Origin of the sequence: Chryseobacterium vrystaatense, assembly GCF_000737765.1 — a bacterium.
Classification (GTDB): domain Bacteria; phylum Bacteroidota; class Bacteroidia; order Flavobacteriales; family Weeksellaceae; genus Chryseobacterium; species Chryseobacterium vrystaatense.
This window is the reverse complement of the sequence record NZ_JPRI01000012.1, coordinates 134,480-154,265: the sequence shown is the minus strand read 5'-3', so window position 1 is coordinate 154,265 and position 19,786 is coordinate 134,480. Positions and strand designations below refer to the sequence as shown.

General features: G+C 39.2%; 17 protein-coding genes. 12 read left to right on the top strand and 5 right to left on the bottom strand.

The window, feature by feature from the left end:
* Nucleotides 1-25 precede the first annotated feature (25 nt).
* Nucleotides 26-277, bottom strand: coding sequence for a hypothetical protein (locus tag IW16_RS23055; protein ID WP_034750337.1), 252 nt, complete (start codon nt 275-277; stop codon nt 26-28).
* 299 nt (nt 278-576) lie between these two features.
* On the opposite strand from IW16_RS23055, the gene IW16_RS23050 reads away from it, so the two are divergent.
* Nucleotides 577-945 (top strand): hypothetical protein, encoded by a 369-nt coding sequence (locus tag IW16_RS23050; RefSeq protein WP_131327969.1) that lies wholly within the window; start codon nt 577-579, stop codon nt 943-945.
* A gap of 144 nt (nt 946-1,089) precedes the next feature.
* On the opposite strand, the gene IW16_RS23045 is transcribed toward IW16_RS23050, so the two are convergent.
* Entirely contained in the window at nt 1,090-1,605 is a 516-nt protein-coding gene (locus IW16_RS23045) for a hypothetical protein (protein ID WP_131327968.1), read from the bottom strand.
* A 342-nt stretch (nt 1,606-1,947) separates the two neighbouring features.
* Between IW16_RS23045 and IW16_RS23040 the strand changes: the two genes are divergently transcribed.
* Nucleotides 1,948-3,132 (top strand): hypothetical protein, encoded by a 1,185-nt coding sequence (locus tag IW16_RS23040; RefSeq protein ID WP_034750332.1) that lies wholly within the window; start codon nt 1,948-1,950, stop codon nt 3,130-3,132.
* A 121-nt stretch (nt 3,133-3,253) separates the two neighbouring features.
* Here IW16_RS23040 and IW16_RS23035 read toward each other — a convergent pair whose 3' ends face one another.
* Nucleotides 3,254-4,429 (bottom strand): T9SS type A sorting domain-containing protein, encoded by a 1,176-nt coding sequence (locus IW16_RS23035; RefSeq protein WP_084694606.1) that lies wholly within the window; start codon nt 4,427-4,429, stop codon nt 3,254-3,256.
* A gap of 340 nt (nt 4,430-4,769) precedes the next feature.
* Between IW16_RS23035 and IW16_RS23030 the strand changes: the two genes are divergently transcribed.
* The 5 genes from IW16_RS23030 to IW16_RS23010 all read left to right on the top strand — a co-directional run bounded on the left by IW16_RS23030 (nt 4,770) and on the right by IW16_RS23010 (nt 10,278).
* Nucleotides 4,770-5,795 carry a hypothetical protein gene (locus tag IW16_RS23030; protein WP_034750328.1) on the top strand — a complete coding sequence of 342 codons (1,026 nt, stop codon included), beginning with the start codon at nt 4,770-4,772 and terminating at the stop codon, nt 5,793-5,795.
* 3 nt (nt 5,796-5,798) lie between these two features.
* Nucleotides 5,799-6,734, top strand: coding sequence for a hypothetical protein (locus IW16_RS23025; RefSeq protein ID WP_034750327.1), 936 nt, complete (start codon nt 5,799-5,801; stop codon nt 6,732-6,734).
* Entirely contained in the window at nt 6,734-8,329 is a 1,596-nt protein-coding gene (locus IW16_RS23020; RefSeq protein ID WP_034750325.1) for a BAR domain-containing protein, read from the top strand. The genes IW16_RS23025 and IW16_RS23020 overlap by 1 nt, the downstream gene beginning before the upstream one ends.
* Nucleotides 8,330-8,692: 363 nt before the next feature.
* Nucleotides 8,693-9,745, top strand: coding sequence for a hypothetical protein (locus IW16_RS23015; RefSeq protein WP_131327967.1), 1,053 nt, complete (start codon nt 8,693-8,695; stop codon nt 9,743-9,745).
* A 17-nt stretch (nt 9,746-9,762) separates the two neighbouring features.
* A complete protein-coding gene (locus IW16_RS23010) occupies nt 9,763-10,278 on the top strand; it encodes a hypothetical protein (RefSeq protein ID WP_034750321.1) in 516 nt (171 codons plus the stop codon).
* 55 nt (nt 10,279-10,333) lie between these two features.
* Here the strand turns inward: IW16_RS23010 and IW16_RS23005 are convergent, their stop codons facing one another.
* A complete protein-coding gene (locus tag IW16_RS23005) occupies nt 10,334-11,101 on the bottom strand; it encodes a methyltransferase domain-containing protein (protein WP_034750319.1) in 768 nt (255 codons plus the stop codon).
* A 238-nt stretch (nt 11,102-11,339) separates the two neighbouring features.
* Nucleotides 11,340-11,810, bottom strand: a complete 471-nt coding sequence (locus IW16_RS23000; protein WP_034750316.1) for an Lrp/AsnC family transcriptional regulator — start codon at nt 11,808-11,810, stop codon at nt 11,340-11,342.
* 142 nt (nt 11,811-11,952) lie between these two features.
* On the opposite strand from IW16_RS23000, the gene IW16_RS22995 reads away from it, so the two are divergent.
* The 5 genes from IW16_RS22995 to IW16_RS22975 all read left to right on the top strand — a co-directional run bounded on the left by IW16_RS22995 (nt 11,953) and on the right by IW16_RS22975 (nt 19,770).
* Nucleotides 11,953-13,341, top strand: coding sequence for an MFS transporter (locus IW16_RS22995; protein ID WP_034750312.1), 1,389 nt, complete (start codon nt 11,953-11,955; stop codon nt 13,339-13,341).
* Between the two features lie 139 nt (nt 13,342-13,480).
* Complete coding sequence (locus IW16_RS22990; protein ID WP_034751304.1) at nt 13,481-14,227, top strand: metallophosphoesterase; 747 nt, start codon at nt 13,481-13,483, stop codon at nt 14,225-14,227.
* Nucleotides 14,228-14,317: 90 nt separating this feature from the next.
* Nucleotides 14,318-15,235 (top strand): AraC family transcriptional regulator, encoded by a 918-nt coding sequence (locus IW16_RS22985; protein ID WP_034750309.1) that lies wholly within the window; start codon nt 14,318-14,320, stop codon nt 15,233-15,235.
* Between the two features lie 239 nt (nt 15,236-15,474).
* The gene (locus IW16_RS22980; protein ID WP_034750306.1) at nt 15,475-16,620 is read left to right on the top strand and encodes an efflux RND transporter periplasmic adaptor subunit; all 1,146 of its coding nucleotides are present in this window, start codon (nt 15,475-15,477) and stop codon (nt 16,618-16,620) included.
* Between the two features lie 9 nt (nt 16,621-16,629).
* On the top strand, nt 16,630-19,770 hold the full coding sequence (locus IW16_RS22975; protein ID WP_034750303.1) for an efflux RND transporter permease subunit: 3,141 nt from the start codon (nt 16,630-16,632) through the stop codon (nt 19,768-19,770).
* The last annotated feature ends 16 nt before the right edge of the window (nt 19,771-19,786 follow it).

The following is a 19,786-nucleotide window of genomic DNA, read 5'->3' as shown; positions in this document are numbered from 1 at the left end:
GAAAATAATAGCTGATATCTGCGATTTAAAGAACCGTTCCATGATGATGAGCGGTTCTTTTATTTTTCTTTAGGACATTTGTATCAGAAGAGAGGAATAAGATGAAAATGAAGAGGAGGGAAGGCGTAGAAAAATAATCCTGCATAGACATGAATGGCTTTTTAATTTTCCAGCTTTGAACTTCCTTTCCTGTAACCCTGAAATGCATCCCCTGATTTAGCGAGCTCAGGATTTCCTGTTCACCGATTTTATTCCCTAGCTGATACAATTCTATCAAAGTGTTCTATTTTCCCTACAGGATTACATCAAAATGAAATACCAAAAAAAATTGAAAATATACTAAGTCAAAGTAGCATGAAATGGACTGATGCAGTTCAGCAATTTTTTGCGAATATGAAAATCGATAAAATTACATTTATTAGTATGAATGGCTATAATAGTCCTGACAGAAGTTTAAAATAAAAATAAAATACCGCTTCAATGAAGCAGTATTTTTTATGACCAGCTTATTTTCATTTCTAATTTTCGGTAAATTTGCAGTCACGGTCGTTTATGGATTCATATACCAATAGAGTGATGAATAAAAATGAATCCATTTTCAAGGCCGTAAGAAACAATATGAATTTATCAGAATTAATCAATTACTTCCGAAACGGAGGTTCTTATAAGGAGTTTTGCCAGGATCAATCAGTAGATCAGGAGTCTGAAGCGGTTGAAATCTATATGGAGCAGCCTTTGGAGTTAAACAATACCTTAGCATTTTTTGAGATTGAAACGACGGAAGGCAGCCTTGAGTTTGTTAAAGACGGGGTAAGATATTACAGTTTATTTGGCTTCCCTTATTTGATCAGTGTGCTTGAGGAGATCAAAAATTCGGATCATCAGGATCTGGCAGATAAAGATATTGCTGAACTTTTGTACAATTATGTGATGAGTAAAGAATAGATGCAGGGAAAATTTTAAGTTATCTTGAAAATGATGCATAGTAATATCATGATCCATAAGTCAACCATGAAATCAAAAACAAACGACTCACGGATTACTTCCGTCAGTCGTTTGTTTTGAAAGTTATTTTTGATGACCTGGTTATTAAAGTCCTTTTTTTGTCTCTGAAATAAAATCTTTTAATTGATCTTGAAGAGTTGGCTGTTCGGTAAAGATGATATTGTCTATTTTCCAACCTTTGTCATTGATCAGCTTAATTGTACTTTCTGCAACAGTAGCAGGGTAGGTTTTACCCTCAATCTTCTCTTCATTGGTTTTCATTTCTACAGAAGCTTCTGCTGTATTTTCCGTAACGGTTATTTTCTTTACTTTTTGTGTTGTGGCATCAGGTATACCTGTAAAAATAAAGCTTTCAACCATGGCTGGTTTGTCTGTAGGCTGGCTGCTTTTTTTTACTCGTTCGGCATCTGCATCCGCAACTTTATGGGCCTCATCGAGCAGGTTTTGTAAATCAGTAGAAAACAGATCTTTTGAAGAAGACTCAGTACCTGTGTAGAGTGTGTTTATTTTAGAAGATATTTCAGTCTCTGCTGACGTGCTGTTTCTGGAACAGCTGCTGAAAATGAACAGAATGCTCAGACAAAAAAATAATTTTTTCATAAAGTGTATTTTAATTTCAACGTAACGGTCAAGTTTTATGCCAGTAAAATAACACTCGAATAATATCTGGTAAAACCATTTGATAACTTCGGTAAGCCAACTGTTTTCATTCATCAATATGAAATGCTTTGGGATATAGGTCCGTCAAATGATAATACGTCCTGCCGTTTCTGTAAAAAAAGGAAGAGAAAAAATGATAGGGACAGGAGAAGAAGTAAGAAATTTAGAAAACGATTGATTGTTTTAGATTAACGTAATGCATGATTTTTATTTATATTCTTCATTCCAATGAATTTTGAAATGGATTATTTATATTTGAGAATCACTTTCTCAAAATAAAATATGGATAAAAAATTAATGCAATTCTTTGCAAAATCTTTTGGAGTACTATTGTTCATTCATTTGGGCTATTTTTTATACGGTTATTTTAAATTTGAGGGAATAGGGAAAATCAATATTTATACAGAATTCTACAGGTTTAAATTTTATGATGATGTATCCATTTCTCACTTTTTTATAACTGGACTGTTTTTACTTTTCTTCCTGATATTTTTATTGAAAAATCATTCTAAACAAAATTATGCTCTTCTTAATTTGCTTAAAATTGGAGGTGTATTGCTATTGATTTCTTTCTTTAGTTTTACGTTTTTTGTGAGTTATAGTTTTGGTCTCAATGCAAAATTAAAATCGGAACTGTCTGAGAAAAAATTGAATAAAGACAAAACCTTGTTGAATATTTTACATCCATTTTTATATGGGTATACTTCCTACAGTTCAGAGAAATTATTTAATCCGGTTAATATTTTATATCCGAAGCCTTATCCGGTTATTGAGGTCGTGGACAGCACCTTGATTGTTGATCAGTATTACAATGTAGAATCTAAATATTACAGCATTGATACTTTAAAAATGCTGACTGCTGATTTAAATAAAATTTCCACTGCCACAAGTGACCTGTTGGGTCATATAGGTTTTGATAAAAAAGAACTCTTAGAGCGGGTCATTAAGAAAAATGTCATCAAAGACAGTACTCAAATAATCTACAGGGGGCAAGAGGTTGATCCGGGATATGATGAAGATATTTGCATATTTATTGAAAATAATACTCTATACAAACCCATAAAAGGAATTCCGAAAGAGAAACAACAGTATGATGCAGCAGTACAGCGATACCAATTGATTTACAAATACAAGCAGGATTCGTTGGTATCCAATTTCCAGAAGTTGAATACCCTATTGAAAAAATATAAGATAGAAACTCAGATTATTCCTAAAGATCTGGCCAAAGATGTTTTCTATTATAAAGACCACAATAATGAACTGGTGGACGGTGGAATCAGAAATAATTTCGACCGAAATGCATTGGCCGAAAAATTTACAACTTTGGAGCGGTTATTTTATGAACCCAATTATCTTCATCCGTCGATTAGCATGATTTTACTTGGCGTTGTATTCGGAGCCTGGCTGGTTGGTTTCTTAATTTATGTTTTGGTTAATTATAAAAGAAGACCCAAAATAAAGGAATAAAGAACCGGATTGGGTGTGAGTTGACATGAATTGACTATAATTCTGATGGATGATAATACATAAAAAAACAGCTGAAAGATCTCTCCTCCAGCCGTCCTTTTGAAAATAATATATCAAGAATCTAATCTCTGATTAGCATTTTTTTAGAACCCGTCACTTTTCCGTCTGTTGTCATTTTGTAAACATAATTGCCGGCGGGAAGGTCGGACCCGGAAATAATGATCGTCCCGTTTCCCTTTTCACGGAGGGGAAGTGATTTGACCAGCTGGCCGGAAATCGTATAAACTTCAAGGGAAGCCGATTTTACATTTTGGGGAAGGTAATAGCTGATGCTGGTTTCATTTTTAGCAGGATTGGGTACATTTTGAGAAATCCTGGCGATATCTGAAGAAGAGCTGATGGCAGATGAAGTTCCTTTATTCATAAGCATATTCTTAAGTTCTTCTACCGTGTTTTCCAGATTTTTGATGCGGTCTTCCAGCTGCTGGATGGTGTCATCAGAGTCAGCGGTTCTGTTGAGAGGCGTATTGGAAACCATTACATTTCCGGCAGGATCCACAACCAAGGCACGACCGCTTCCTGTAGGAAGGTTTTCATGTCTTACGGTACCTACCGTATGAAAATTGGCAGTAGGAGTGAGGGTGAGAATACCCACGGCTTTATCCTTAATCAGCATCGTAGAGGTAGATGATAGCCCAAGCATAATGGATAAAGGAATATTATTCGTCAATTTGGCACTTCCGTTCCCGGCTCCGATCACGAAAGAACGGTTTCCGGTTGCTGCCAGGTCAATTCCAAATCCTCCGGAATACACATCGCGAAGATCAATGCCCACGCCTATGGCAAACTGATTGTGATTTCTGATGATGTTTTTCCAGCCCAGCGCTACAGATTTACTTGAGCCATTCAACACCGCATTGGCCTGTCCGCTTACGATATTGGCGCCTCCGCCATTGCTGAGGTCATTTTCCCAACCGCTCACCAGAGAACTCCCGGCAGGAGCTCCAAGGATATTGCCGCTTCCTATTACAAGACTTCCTTTTACTTTAGCCGTATTGGAGTTGTTGACGGCATCAACGATGAATGAACCTACTTCGTTCAGGATCGCTTGTCCCGGATTGGCAGTAGCTCCGTTGGTTCTCAGATAAAAAGGCCTTTGATCCACGGTTCCTGCGTAATTGGCGGTAGTAATTCCTGGATTTCCGGTAATCTGCCACTGTTGAGCACTCGCAATTCCTGTTAACAGCAGCATACCGGCTGCCAGACCATTTTTCATGGATAATAGTGATGTTTTCATAAATATTGAATTTTGATGGTTTTAGTTATCACTAAAGTATGAAATATAATCATCTGAATTGAATATTAATCACTTCAAAGTGATTTTTATAAATTTAATAATTGAATTTAGTTCAATGATAAAAGGAATAGTTTATATTATATTTAATTTCTATAGCTTTTATTTGTAAAATCTAATTAGTTGACAGCGCTTTCCAGCAGGGAGATTCCAGTTTTAGATATCTTTAAACTCAGTTTTTGCAAAACATAGGAAAAAAACGGTTTACGGCTTCCCGTAATTTTTCTTTCATGGTTGTTTGTAGTTTCGAACATTATAAAACGAAAACAATAACTTAAACATTATGAATAAAAAGACGACTCCTGCAGATCTGTTTTTAGGAATTCTCGCACTGCTGCTCATCAGCGTAAGCTTTTATCAGACCTGGCTCGGGCTGCAGCAGATTTTCGGGCCTGCCTCATTTGTGATTGCTCTGGTATTATCTCTCTTACTCCTGTTCCTTTGCTGGATGCTCCGGAATGCCAAGCTGGAAGGCAAACCTACGGGAAGCCTTGTAGGTATCTATGTATTTATCGCTTCTTTCTGCTTCATTGCAAACTTTAACGCCCTCTATACAAGATTCATGAAAACGGATATCTATACCGACGAACTCAGGCTGATCAATAAGAGCTATACAGAACTCGAAAATAATATAGAATCTAAACTGAGCTATAAATACAATAAAATGACCGCCCAGAATATTGAGATCAAAAAGAAGCAGATGATGGAGCAGATCAAAGACCCCGGGAATAAAGGAATTGGCGAAAGAGCACAGGCTTTGATCAGGGATATCGAAAAACTGACCGGCCAGAAAGTGGATCATCTGACACCCGTAGGCAGTGATTATGAAGATCTGGCGGAAAGAATGGGACGTCAGATTGATAATATGATTTCCGATCTGTCACCGGAAGAGCAGGCATTGAAAACGGATATCAATAATGCAACATTAAAGTGGAATAAGAATATCCAGGAGCTTCTGCTGCTGTCCAAAAAAGACAAAGATGTCCTGTCGCAGGGGATCATTGATGAATCTCTCGCTGAGTACAACAAATTGGGAAGCAGGGCACAGACCGTTTTAGGAAATGAAAAAATACATTTTGAACCTGTCGTTTCCCAGACTCAGGAAGTTGGAAAGATCGGTTTTGCATTTGAACACGCGATCAAACACTTCGGAATGTATCAGTTTGTGGTACTTGCAGGATGTATTTTACTGGATTTCGTGATTGTCATTATCATCTTGCTGGTGACCGGTCCCGATAACAACAGAAACAACAGAGGCAGTGTTTTCAACAACAAAAGAAGTGGCAATACTTTAATTCCAAATAACTAAATCATGGATAATTTTAACGAAAAATTTAAACCTTTGTCTTTTGATGAGGAAACGAAGGAAATGCTGAAACCGCTGTCGTTTGATGATGATCATCAGATTCAGGACGACTTTATTCCCATTGCAACTACCATTTCCAATGATATCAAAAATAAGGAAAGCAATTTTGTGTTTTTCTTCGGAACTGCCAATTCAGGAAAATCGGTGATTCTTTCTTCCATGCTCTATTACCTCAAATCCCGTGCGGGCGTGTTAAGACCCAAACTTGGAACACCAAACAGTAAGGAAGCCAATGTACTGCTGTCTGATTTTTTTGAAAACATAAGGCAGGGTATTTTGCCGGGCAGATCAACAAGAGACCAGGTCACCCGCCTTGATCTTGTTTTTGAACCCAATAATAAATCCAAAAAAGTACTCCCCATTGATCTTACCTTTCTGGAGACTTCCGGGGAAAATCACAATGAGATCAGAAGGGGAGGCAATTATCACAGCAGCATAGAATCATTTCTGAATGCCAATGTGCCGCTTACCTTCATTATTGTTACCAGTTATGATTCTGCCCATAAAGAAGACAGCCTTATCAATGAATTTCTGGATGAGCTTGAAAGAAAAGGAAAAAATCTAAAATCAGTAAATGCTGTACTGGTAATTTCAAAATGGGACCGGTCAGGAAGGATGGATGTGGAAAATGCAGAAGAACTTGAAAACTTTATTTCCGAACGTCTGCCGATGACTGCTCAAAGGATCAATACCTACGGACTGAGCAAATCGTACTACACCATAGGAAGCGTTCAGAATGCGATAGGGCAGGAGCGGGTCAATCTTCTCAATCTTTCTACCGCCGAAGTTTTGTCCAAATGGCTTTACAGAAGCATTACAGGATATGATCTGGATTATGAAGGGACATTCTGGGAACGTTTAAAATTTAGCTTTACGAATTGATGGACAGTACTTACTTTTTTTCTGCGTTCGGAACCTTTGGAAACCCGAACGGCTTCCGTCAATCCTACTTTCTGGGCGGAAATGCAGAGACCGTGAAACACATCAGAACCTTTGATCTGAAAACAGATGCTGTCCAGCTCTTTCCGGGGAGCAGGGTTTATGGAATGCGTTTAGAGTCTGCGGGCAGTTCGTGCATCGTTTCCTATACGGTTTATAGCTTTGCAAAGGAGCAGAACTCCCAGCGTGGCGGTACATTCATAGGGTCTAGTCTTATTTTTGTAGATAAAACAGCTCCCGAAAGCCTGACCATCGATGTTCTGGAGGAATTTCATCAGTATCTGGAAAAGCATAATGTGGATGATGGTACCATTGCCATAAACCATTCCGATAAATTTTCTATCCATATGCCAAAGGACTATGATAAGATCAATCTGAATGCCCGGCCTGTGGAAAGCCTGGGAGTATCCCAATCCGGAAATAATTACCTGATGGTATACACCGGGACCGGAGCATCTCAGTTGCAGACGCTTTTTAGTAAGGCTTTAGGCCTGCTGACTGCATATGATATGATCTACTTTACCGAAAGCCGTGAGGTCGCGGAATTTGTTCAGCATAAAGGTATTTTTAAAATTGTAGACCTGAATGGTTTTGACCGTGAAATTCAAAAGTCTCAGGAAGAAAAATTAAGAATGGTCACGTCATTTATCCATGATCTTGAAAAGGAAAAAGAAAACCTGAAAGGGGACAAAAAAACGATTATTGATGATTTGGAACGGCAAATTAGCCAGAATGAAAGAAGGCATCAGGAAAATGAAAAGAAAATCAGCGAATCAAAAAGTGGAATCGCTGTCATTCATAATGAATTCGACCAATATGCAGCAAAAATGGATACCCTGATCAATACCTTAAAATCAGATGGAAAGGTGGAGGCAGTCAGAAAGTTGCATTTGGAAAGCAGAAAAACGTTTGCAGATAAAATCCGGCAGGGTAAAGATTTCGGAGCGTTGAATTCAATCTCACCGGCATCCCCATTTCCTCAGAGAAATGTAAAGCCGCCGTTGGGAAATGATCTGGAAGATTTCAGAAGAGATCACTCTGAAAATAAGAAACGGGGTTTAAACGGATATAAAATAGCTTTCTGGAGTCTTCTTTTGTTAATGCTGGCTGGGATTTGCGGCTATTTAGTATTATTGGACCAAGGGAAAATAAGAGGTTTTACTATTGAAGAAAAGGTTGCTGTTGCGGATCATCAAAGCGATGATACCCTGATTAAGGAACCCGCTGTTTCCGAAACTCCGGCAGTGCTGCCTGCTGCCCAACTCAATCCTTTTCCTAACGATAATCTCAATGAAAACGACTGGCGGCTGGTTGCCAAAAAAGCAGTATCCGGCATAAAAATAGACAGCCTGATCAACATTATTTATAAAGAAAATCCATCAGCGATCAAAGATTATTATAAGCATCAGAGAAAGGATTATAAAGCCCATCTCTATTCTTTAAATGAAAAAAGCTTTGGAATCATAGGGCAGGATACAGTGATGACCGATACGCTGAGGAAGATTCCCAATTATCAGAAACCGGGATCGCTTCGGTGATCTGTTTAAGGTAATCGACTCATCCATTCCGATCCATAAAGAAGGTGTTCCCTGATAAGAACACCTTCTTTTTTTATTGTCGGGGATATTTGATTTTTTTCCTAAAACCTTATCAAAAGAAAAAACAGCGAGTCTGCCAGCCAATAATTTATTTTCAGTTTTAAAAAATTAAATCATTTTTTTCATATCCATTTAAACTCATACCATTAGGTGGAAAAGGTTAGAATAATTCAACTTTAAATGAAACAAATGAGATTCCAGAAAGTCACTTTGGTATGTTAATTGTTCAATGGGATTTGTTGTATAAAAAATATTTTTAACTTCTTATATTATGTAAAAAATATTAATTTATTGTAAAATCATATGAATAATTTAAATTTTAGCGCCATTAATAAGAAATTCGCATTCTTGTTAATGGTTCTTTTTTACGGTATTGCAGACGCGCAATGTACTCCGTATACAGGCCAGGCGATGAACCCTGGACAAACTTATTGTCTGACTGGAAATCTTACTTTGGTTAATGATATTACTATTCCTCAAGGTGCCGTTCTGATCATCCAGCCCGGCGGGGCGCTTATTGTAAAGGGAATTACGGTAAGTGGTGAGTTGGAGATTGGTGATACGGGCAGTGTAAAATCGGAGGGAGCTATTTTGATAGGTGAGTTCGGGAGTAAGAAAAGCTCAAAAATAAAACTGGGAACAAAGGCATATCTTTCCCTTACAGGATCAGTGTCTCAGGGTGATCCTACTTTTTTTGGAACGTATCCCGGATCAATGTCTACCATCGAGATGGGAACTTACAGCGTGGTGGAAATATGTGGAACTTTCAACCAGCAGTCTACTACCTATCCTTTTGTGAATTATATAGGAGCTCCTTTGGGGAAGGCATATTGCATTGCGAAAGCACAGGTGAGTGGAGGAGGAACATCAGTGCTCAGCAATGACAGTCAGATCATCGCTATTGCCATGGATACGGTAACGGGACTGCTGCCTGGAAATTCTGCTTTCTGCGGACCTAATGCCACTCAGGCTTTGTGCCCGGCTTTATGGCCGGCGGGACTTCCGGATGATAAGTTTGCCTGTGGTTTTGCTGATGAGGTCGTTCATGAGCTGGATGATGTATGTACTCAGCCAGGTATTTCAGGAACTCCTGATGGGTATACCAAAATGGGAATCACCATCCAGCAGAAAGCTGATGTCTGGCCCGGAAATATCCCCAATGGTTTCCTTGCTCTTCAATCCAAAACAAAAGGTTTCGTAATTACCAGGGTACAGCATGTGAGTTCAGTTCCTCAGTCCGGTGATGCTGTTGCAGAGCCAAAAGAAGGAATGCTGGTATACGACATCCAGGACAGGTGTGTGAAACTGTATAATGGAACTCAATGGAAGTGTATCGAAAAAAGCTGTAACAATTAATCTAATGGGTAAATAGTATGAAACATTTAAAAAATATAAGTACAGTGCTGATCTTGATGGTTTTTAATTCTTTTAGTGCGCAGGTTGCTATAGGGAAAGAAACTGTGGACGGAAACAGTACTATTTTGGATTTCAATAATACGGCGTCCAATACAAAAGGTTTGATTCTTCCTGCTACAGAAGGTTTTCCTGCCGGAAGTCCAGCTAACGGAACATTTATTTTTGACACTTCAGACGATAAAGTAAAAGTGTATGAAAACAATGTCTGGAAATCATTGAGTGATACCGGTAATTCTTCAACACTTACTCCCAATACTTCAAATGAAACCGGTAATGGGGTAGTGATAGGGATTCAGGAAGGCAGTGCAGACGGTGTCCTCGTGTTGGAATCACCTGACAAGGCGATGGTTCTTCCTAAAATATCCGCACCACATCTTAATGTGAAAAATCCATATCCCGGAATGATCTGTTATGACACAGCAAGCAAGACGTTCGCAGTTTTTGATGGAACGGTCTGGAATTACTGGAAATAAAATGGGTGTAAAAACAGTTTAAAAAGCCCTGCTTTCATAATAAGCAGGGCTTTTTTTATTTTTTCCTTCCGTAAAGAAGAATCCTTTTAAATGCATAAATAGCAGGAAGTTTAGGGAAGTTTTTTTCAATACGCTGTTTAAATTCTGAGGTAAAGGCTTTCTGCTGTTCCTCGTCAAGTCTTTCCAGATAGGGAATCAATGCCGATCCGGAGATGAAATTAAACAGGGTATCATGATTCTCCGCAATGATAGGATAAACTTTCTGTGACAGATTAAGATCCTCAATTCCATTATCAAACAGGATTTGTGCATATTCGTCGATGGTGAGCACGGCGGAAGGACGGTTCCAGTCGTTGAGCTGTGTGCGGAAAGGTTCGTCCTGTGCCAGTTCAAAAAGAATCTTGTTCAGAGTGTTTCCTGGCTGATAAGGCATCTGTACCGCAAGCTGACCGCCGATTTTCAGTTTGGAGATCAGTTTGGGAAAGAGCTCCTGATGATTATCTGACCATTGAAGCGCTGCATTACTGAAAATCAAATCCCAGTTTTCATCAGCATCCAGCATCTCTTCCGTCGTAGAAATTCTGAAATGCAGGCGCCCGTTTTCCAGAGCTTTGGATTTTTCAAGCATTTCGGGAGAAGAGTCGATTCCTGTAAATACAGCATTCGTTAATTTTTCCGTTAGGATAGCGGTTTGTTCACCCGTTCCGCAACCTAAGTCAACAGCTTTCATTTCCTTTTCATCGGTAATGAGTTCTGCAAGATCATAAAACGGTTTAAAACGGATATCTTTGAATTGATTGTAAACGTCGGGATTCCAGGGCATATTTTGTTATTTTAAATGAAACTTCAATTTACTGAATACGTTTCATAAAGAAAAAATTAAAATATTAAAAGATTCTTAAATGTGTTGACTTTTACTGGATTGAGAGTGCTTTCGCAGATTTACAGGATTATTTATAATGCTTTGATCGTTTTCGCTAGGTTTTTAAAACAGCTATATCTTTAGTTTAACGTTTTGGATGCAACAAGAAAAATACTACAGTTGAATTTAGATTGTAAGGCTACAGAATTTGAGCGCTTTCCTTAATACTGCTCATAACAAAAATGCTTTTCGTCTGTCCGATCCCCTCAATTTCAGAAAGCTTATTCACGAAAAACTCATGGAAATCATCCATATTCGGGGCAAGGATTTTAAGCATGAAATCAAAATCTCCACTGATGTTATAAAACTCTACGACCTCTTTCAGTCTGCCTACTTCTTCGATGAATTTTCCTGCTGTTTTCTTATTGTGGACATTTAAAGCAATCATACAGATCACCATCATACCTTTATTCACTTTTTTACGGTCCACAACGGCGGTGTATTCCTTAATGATTCCCTGTTTTTCCATCCTTTTAATACGCTCGTGGGTAGGAGTGGGGCTTAAGTTGATTCTTGCCGAAATATCACGGATGCTCATTTTGGCGTCTTTCTGGAGCAGGCGCAGGATAGAAAGATCTTTTTCGTCCGGAGTATAATGTTCTGCAGTCATTTGTTCTGTTTTTAGGCTTGTTAGGCAGTGTAAAAGTGTATTTGTTCTTTATATTATGCTTTAGTAGATAATTTGTTCCAAATTTACTATATAATTTTTAAATATGTTCTTTTAAAATTAATTTTGCAGTAAATTTGAATACATGAGTACAAGGAAAAATTTAATATTAATATTAGCATCGGTAGGAACTTTTGTAGAGGCGTTGGATATTGCCATTATTAATTTAACGATTCCTTCTATTCAGGAACAGTTTCATATTGGAGCCGAGACCGTACAGTGGCTGCAAACCCTTTATGTATTGTTTTTCGGAGGTTTTCTGATCATTGGCGGAAAACTTTCTGATCAGATCGGGCGAAAGAAAATATTCCTTATCGGAGCCCTTATTTTTATGCTGACTTCATTAGGCGCAGGATTGTCCAAAAGCTTTGAAGTCCTGGCAGTATTCCGTGCCCTTCAGGGATTGGGAGCTGCTTTCATCATGCCTTCAGCATTGTCCATTGTGACCAATACATTCAGAGGAGAACAGGAGCGAAACCGGGCGATCGGAATTTTCAGTTCATTTGCAGCAATAGGTTCCGGAAGCGGACTTTCCGTGGGAGGGATTATCAGTACTTATCTGAGCTGGCACTGGGTTTTTCTCATCAATGTTCCTATTCTTTTACTTACTCTGATCTTTGCTTACCAGTATCTGCCTGCAGATGAAAAAAGTGAAGCTGGGCAACAGACTGATCTGATATCAGGGATGCTGCTTGTTTTAGGCTTGTTGAGTCTTACATATGGAACCCATGAACTGGTTCATATCAAAGAAAATCCGATGATGATTATTGGTTCTCTGGTCCTCGCTGTTTTGCTTTTGGCTGCGGTATTGATACGGTTGAAGTCCGTAGCTCAGCCGCTGATCGATCTGCAGTTGTTGAAACACAGATCACTGATGGTATCTAACGCTGTTTTCTTTACATTGGGAGCCTTTTTTATAGGATTTCTGTTTCTTATATCACTTATGCTTCAGAAAGATATGGGACATAGTGCAGCTTCTGCAGGGCTGATGTTAGTGCCATTCAGTATCATGTCTGCATTGGCAGCGAAATTTGTACTGCCTCATATTTCCAAAAGACTGAGCTCTTCCCAAATGGGTGTCTTTGGCTGGAGCTTTATGCTGGCCGGAGCATTGTCTTTGATGATCTCTGTTTATACGGGGCATCCGCTGACGCTGGTCTTACTGGGAGCTGCATGTATTTCAGGAATAGGAATGACATTCTGTTTTACAGCACTGTCGGTAATGGGTATTCAGGACGTGGAGCCTTCGGATTACGGAGTGGCATCCAGCTTGAGCTCTACCAGCTACTTTCTGGGAGCAGGAATCGGACTTTCGTTCATGACCTTAATGAGTCAGATTTTCCCTTCTCAATATGCAGTGGGTGATTTAAGCCTGATTATCCTCGTAGGATATGCTTTGCTGGCTCTGGGAATGCTGCTGTATTTTATTGTTAAAAGTTTAAGAATCAGACAGGCTGAAATAGCTGTTTCATAAACAAATATAAACTCACAATTTCAAAGCAAATAAATTATTATTCATTTTGTTTCAAGGCAAAAGAATAGATAAATTAAAATATACCAACTATATGAAAAAGGATCGGCATTATTTTGCCGGTTCTTTTTATTTTAGCAAAATGAAAATACAGATCATCAGTGATCTTCACAGGGAATTCGGATCGACTGATTTATGTTTTGACCATGCAGACGTTGTCGTGTTGGCCGGAGATGTCAATCTTGGAACAAAAGGAATTGAGTGGATCAAGTCGGAAATCAGAAATAAACCTGTCGTATATGTTCTGGGAAACCATGAATATTACAAAGGGTCCTATCCTAAAACATTAAATAAAATCAAGCAGGCATCCGAAGGGTCTAATGTCTTTGTTCTTGAAAACGAAGCTGTCGATATTGACGGTATCCGCTTTCACGGAGCAACGCTTTGGACCGACTTCTCTGTTTTCGGAAATCCATTACAGTACGGAATGATCTGTCAGCCTAAAATGAATGATTATAAAAAGATCAGAAGAGATCCTTCCTATTCAAAAATGCGTACTATTGATACCTTTAAAATTCATCAGTTTTCCAAGCTTTGGTTAAAAGAAAGTCTGGAAAATTCTTCAGGTTTAAAAAATATTGTAGTTACCCACCATGCACCCAGTATAAAGTCTGTCCCGGAAAAATATAAAGAAGATCCTTTGACCGCTGCTTATGCCTCCAATCTGGAAGATTTCATCACAGAACATCAGCCGCTGTACTGGATTCATGGGCATATCCATACGCCATGCAGATACAATATCGGGAAAACCCAGTTGATCTGCAACCCGCATGGCTATATTGATGAGAAATATAATGGCTATGAAAAAGAACTGATTATTGAATTGTAAAAATTCAGCAGTTTTCTCTATCTGCTTAATCTTTTTGATTTTTGTCCCTTTCACTCAAATATCCTAATTTCGTATGCTAATTCATTGTTCATGATCAAAAAGTTTACAGCCGTTCCCGAAGAATTTGTATCCGTATTTACTTTTGAAGAGCTTCTCAGGGAAGTGGAATTTGATCTTAGGGTGAAAGAATTTGTCATTATGGAGATCGACAAGGCTAATTATGCAATAAAGCTCAATACGCCTTACCGGTCAGACTATTTCTGTATTTTTATGGTGCAGGAAGGCAATATCCGTTTCAGGCTCGATGATAAGAGTTATGATGTAGCAAAAGGGGATATTATTTTCTGTCCTTATTCTGAAGTATTCTGGGTAGATAAAATTTCAGATGATTATAAAGCTAAGTATATCTTTTTTTCTTTAGACTTTATTTCTGATGCAGGATTTAATTATAAATCCAATAACGTACTGAAAAGCCTTTCGTCAGACCCCACTCATATTATCAGGAATGAACCTGACCTTTACAGAAGGCTGGATTTTCATCTTGATGAACTGAAGGCACTCAACAATGTTGAAAAAGACAATTATTATTTCAATGAAATGATCTGGCATCACTTTTCGCTGGTGATTTATGAAATCGACAACTACTTCAAAAAAATTGAAAAACCTCACCAGGTTACCCACCGTGAAGATGAACTGACCACCAGCTTCTTTATTTTGGTAAGGGAACACTTCAAAGATGAACATAATGTACAGTTTTACGCAGATAAACTATGCATCAGCCGTAAATATCTGACCAAAGTAATCAATAAAACCATGTTCAAAGCTCCCAGAGATATTATTCACCAGGTATTGGCAGTGGAAGCAAGACTCCTTCTCAGAAATCCAAATCTCAATGTTAATGATGTGGCCGTGCAGTTGAAATTCTCTGATCAGGCGTCTTTCAGTAAATTCTTTAAAAAACATGTCGGTAAGTCGCCGTTGGAATACAAAAAAGATGATTTGTATTGATAATCAGTTATTTGTGGATTTAAGATTTTTGGATTGATGTCTTTTTGCTAAATTTTCGTTATTTTTTGATACAAAAAATGGAATTATGTTATTTATGTATTCTATTAAAGGGATTAAATGATATTTCTCATGTTTTTTGAAATCAGGAGTCTTTTTGACAAAACAAGGGGTTTTTTGAGTATTTCGATTGAATTTTTTTAGGGCGAATTTTGCCCCGTAAATTTAAAAGGAATATTGTTATGCAGAGATTTTTTATTCAAAAATCAACTATACTTTTCCTCTCGCTCATTGTTTTGGCGGGATGCAGGAAAAACAATCAAAACCAGGCTTTTCAACAGCAGGCTCCTGAACTTCCGGTAGAGAAGGTAAAGCAGGGAGACGCTTCTGTTTCCAGAGAATATGCAGCATCAGTTGAAGGAATCTCCAATGTAGAGATCAGACCGCAGGTTACAGGATATCTAAGTAAAATCTTTGTGGATGAAGGAGATTATGTAAGAGCAGGACAGCCCTTGTTCAAAATAGAAGATCAGATCTTCCGTGAGCAGATGAAAAGTGCACAGGCCGCTTTGATCACTGCGCAGGCAAACCTCTCGACGTCTAAAATCGATCTTGACCGGAAAAAGGAATTACTGAGAAACAAGATGGTTTCTGATATTCAGGTGAAAGAAGCAGAAGCAGCTTATAATGCAGCAAGAGGTGCTGTAAGCCAGTCGATGTCTACCATCGAATCAGCGAAAATCAATCTGAATTTTTCTACCATCAAAGCTCCGGTGAGCGGGTTTATCGGAAGGTTCAACTACCGTCTGGGAAGTTTAATGACGCCTTCGAACCAGGATCCGATTACTCTTTTGTCTGATATTCATGAGGTGTATACCTATTTCAGCATGAGTGAAAATGACTTTAATAATTTCCAGAAACAGCAAACGGGAAGTAATATCGATCAGATTATTAAAAACACTCCAGCGGTTTCTTTATTACTTTCAGGAGGCGAAAAATATGCTCAAACCGGAAAGATAGATGCGGTAGAAGGACAGTTCAATAAAACCACTGGTTCCATCACGTTAAGAGCGAAATTCAACAATCCGGATAATCTTTTAAGAAGCGGAAATACAGGGAAAATTGTAATGGATCAATTCTACAGCAATGTGGTTTTGCTTCCAATCGCTTCCACAAGAACCATTCAGGATAAGATCTTTGTATTTTCTATCAAAGGAGGTAAGGCAGCTATGATTCCCGTTGAGGTAACCGGAAAAGCAGGTGACAATTTTATAGTATCAAAAGGGCTTAAAGCAGGTGACGAATATATTGTCACCGGTTTCGACAGACTGCAGCCGGGAACACCCGTTGTCGCTCAGAAGAAAAATGCCCAAACGAAAAAATCGTAAGAAAAAATCATGTTAAAGACAATTATAAAAAGACCCGTACTCGCAACGGTAATCTCCGTGTTGCTTGTTATTCTGGGGATCGTCGGTATGGTCAGCCTGCCGATCACAAAATTTCCTGATATTGCCCCACCTACCGTAATGGTGACTGCGGCGTATCCGGGAGCAAACGCTGAAACGATTGCAAGATCCGTAGCTCCGCCTTTGGAGAATGCCATCAATGGGGTGGAGAATATGGATTATATTACTTCTACAGCGAGTAATGACGGTACTTTGAGTATTACCGTAATCTTTAAACTGGGGACAGATCCGGATCAGGCTGCCATCAACGTTCAGAACAGGGTAGCCCAGGTGACGAACCAGCTTCCTGCTGAAGTTATTCAGGCCGGAATTACAACAGTGAAGAGACAGAACAGTATGATTGCGATGGTTTCACTGACCAGTAAGGATGGTACTATGGACGATCTGTTTCTGGAAAACTATGCCAAAATCAACATCGTTCCTGATCTGAAAAGGGTAAAAGGGGTAGGAGATGCCATGGTTTACGGAAACAAGGATTATTCGATGAGAGTATGGCTTGATCCTAATAAACTGACATCATACAACCTTACTCCGTCTGATGTTTCACGCGCAATCCAGACGCAGAACCTTGAGGCCGCACCGGGAAGATTCGGGGAAAGAAGTAAGGAAGCTATGGAATATGTGCTTCGTTATAAAGGAAAATTCACAGAGCCCGAGCAGTACGAAAATATTACGATCAAAGCACTGAGCGATGGTTCTGTATTAAAACTAAAAGATGTTGCTAAGGTAGAATTTGGCGCGTACAGCTATACGGTTTCTTCCAATTTTAATAAGAAACCTTCGGTAACGATGGCGATCTTCCAGATGGCAGGATCCAATGCCAATGAGGTACAGATTGCCCTTCAGGAAAGAATGAAAGAACTGGAGAAATCCTTTCCGGAAGGAATGGCTTATGAAATTCCTTATGCTACAAAGGAAGCGCTGGATCAGTCAATTGATCAGGTAATCCATACACTGATTGAAGCATTTATTCTGGTATTTATCGTGGTATACATCTTCCTGCAGGATTTCCGTTCTACCCTCATTCCGGCTATTGCCGTTCCGGTATCTATTGTGGGAACGTTCTTCTTTATGAATTTATTTGGGTTTTCTATTAATATCCTGACGTTGTTTGCCCTGGTACTGGCCATTGGTATTGTGGTGGATGACGCCATTGTCGTCGTGGAAGCAGTCCATGCTAAAATGGAACATAAAAAGCTCAATCCAAGGGCTGCAACCATGTCGGCGATGAGTGAGATCACAGGTGCAATTGTTTCCATTACATTAATCATGTCTGCGGTATTCGTTCCCGTAGCATTTATGAGCGGTTCTACAGGATTATTTTACCAGCAGTTTGCGCTGACCTTAGCGATTGCAATTGTAATTTCAGCAATAAATGCATTGACATTAAGCCCGGCATTGTGTGCTATATTTCTAAAACAGCATCATCCGGGTACCCATGAGAAAATGAATTTCAAAGACCGTTTCTTTGCAGGTTTCAATGCAAGTTTTAATAAACTGACCTTCCGTTATGGAAAAGCGATCCTGTTTTTATTAAAAAGAAAATGGGTTGCGGGGATCATCATTGTGGCTTTCGGAGGATTGTTTGTCTGGATGTCTATGACCACTCCAAAAGGATTTATTCCGGATGAAGACCAGAGTTTTATTATCGTAACAGCCAATCTTGCTCCGGGAGCATCCAAAGACAGAACTACCAAAGTAGTTTCTGATACTGAAGATCTTCTGATGAAAAACCCGGCCGTGGAAAAAGTGATTTCGGTGGACGGACTGAACCTTTTCAGTGGATCGATGTCATCTTCTGCAGCTTCTATTTTCGTTAAACTTAAAAAGACGGAAGAAAGAGGGAAATCAAGTAATATCAATGACATTATCGGACAGGTTCAGGGAACACTTTCCCAGGATAAAAGAGCGAATTTCCTTGTGATCAATACCCCTACAGTAGATGGTTTCGGAAATACCAGCGGTATGGAGCTTGTGCTTCAGGACCGTACCAACGGTGACCTTCAAAACTTAGGAAACATCTCTTACGGAATGATGGGTGCATTGATGCAAAGACCGGAAGTAGCGGTGGCGTTTACAACCTTTGATGTGACTTATCCGCAGTTTGAAGTTCTTGTAGATGAAGTAAAAGCAGCACAGCTTGGAGTTGCTGTTTCTGATGTCCTGGGAGTAATGCAGGGCTATTACGGAAGTATTCAGTCTTCGGATTTCAACAGGTTCGGGAAATATTACAGAGTACTGGTTCAGTCTACGCCGGAAATGAGAGAAGATAAAGAATCACTGAACGGGATTTTCGTTAAAAATAATTCAGGCGAAATGGTTCCTATCAATACCCTGGTAAGTCTGAAACAGGTAACAGGGGCGGAAGTGGTAGACCGTTTCAACCTGTTCAACTCTTCCAACTTAACGGTAATGCCGGCTCCGGGATTCAGTACGGGACAGGCGATGGCTGCCATTGATGAAGTGAGCAAGCAGGTACTTCCTCCGGGATATACTTATGATTATAAAGGAATGAGCCGTGAAGAAGTAACGGCAGGTTCACAGTCAGTAATGATTTTCGGATTGTGTATCGTCTTTGTATTCTTCCTTCTGTCGGCACAGTATGAAAGTTATGTGCTTCCATTTGCTGTACTGATCGCAATTCCTGTCGGTTTATCAGGTGTATTTGTAGGAATTACAATGGCTGATCTTTCCAATAATATTTATGTTCAGATTGCTCTGGTCATGCTGATTGGTCTCTTGGCGAAGAACGGAATTCTGATTGTAGAATTTGCCATTCAGCGTAGAAGAGCAGGAAAAAGTCTTATCGCTTCTGCTGTGGAAGGGGCCAAAGCCCGTCTGCGTCCGATTCTGATGACCTCATTAGCATTTATTGCAGGACTGCTTCCGTTGCTTTTTGTGGTAGGACCTTCCGCTTTAGGAAACCATTCGATCGGATATGCCGCTGTTTCAGGGATGATCTTCGGAACTGTTTTAGGAATTTTCGTAGTTCCTGTACTTTTTGTGGTCTTCCAGGCCTTGCATGAAAGAATGAACGGAAAAGTAATAACGGAAGCCGACTGGGAATATTAATCCAAATGATTATTAA

Bases quoted from the DNA above. Each gene is read 5' to 3' on its own strand.
- IW16_RS23020 (WP_034750325.1), top strand. From the start codon at position 6,734: ATGGACAGTACTTACTTTTTTTCTGCGTTCGGAACCTTTGGAAACCCG.
- IW16_RS23035 (WP_084694606.1), bottom strand. From the start codon at position 4,429: ATGAAAACATCACTATTATCCATGAAAAATGGTCTGGCAGCCGGTATG.
- IW16_RS23005 (WP_034750319.1), bottom strand. From the start codon at position 11,101: ATGCCCTGGAATCCCGACGTTTACAATCAATTCAAAGATATCCGTTTT.
- IW16_RS23040 (WP_034750332.1), top strand. From the start codon at position 1,948: ATGGATAAAAAATTAATGCAATTCTTTGCAAAATCTTTTGGAGTACTA.
- IW16_RS22985 (WP_034750309.1), top strand. From the start codon at position 14,318: ATGATCAAAAAGTTTACAGCCGTTCCCGAAGAATTTGTATCCGTATTT.
- IW16_RS22990 (WP_034751304.1), top strand. From the start codon at position 13,481: ATGAAAATACAGATCATCAGTGATCTTCACAGGGAATTCGGATCGACT.
- IW16_RS23050 (WP_131327969.1), top strand. From the start codon at position 577: ATGAATAAAAATGAATCCATTTTCAAGGCCGTAAGAAACAATATGAAT.
- IW16_RS22975 (WP_034750303.1), top strand. From the start codon at position 16,630: ATGTTAAAGACAATTATAAAAAGACCCGTACTCGCAACGGTAATCTCC.
- IW16_RS23010 (WP_034750321.1), top strand. From the start codon at position 9,763: ATGAAACATTTAAAAAATATAAGTACAGTGCTGATCTTGATGGTTTTT.
- IW16_RS23030 (WP_034750328.1), top strand. From the start codon at position 4,770: ATGAATAAAAAGACGACTCCTGCAGATCTGTTTTTAGGAATTCTCGCA.
- IW16_RS22995 (WP_034750312.1), top strand. From the start codon at position 11,953: ATGAGTACAAGGAAAAATTTAATATTAATATTAGCATCGGTAGGAACT.
- IW16_RS23045 (WP_131327968.1), bottom strand. From the start codon at position 1,605: ATGAAAAAATTATTTTTTTGTCTGAGCATTCTGTTCATTTTCAGCAGC.
- IW16_RS23015 (WP_131327967.1), top strand. From the start codon at position 8,693: ATGAATAATTTAAATTTTAGCGCCATTAATAAGAAATTCGCATTCTTG.
- IW16_RS23025 (WP_034750327.1), top strand. From the start codon at position 5,799: ATGGATAATTTTAACGAAAAATTTAAACCTTTGTCTTTTGATGAGGAA.
- IW16_RS22980 (WP_034750306.1), top strand. From the start codon at position 15,475: ATGCAGAGATTTTTTATTCAAAAATCAACTATACTTTTCCTCTCGCTC.
- IW16_RS23000 (WP_034750316.1), bottom strand. From the start codon at position 11,810: ATGACTGCAGAACATTATACTCCGGACGAAAAAGATCTTTCTATCCTG.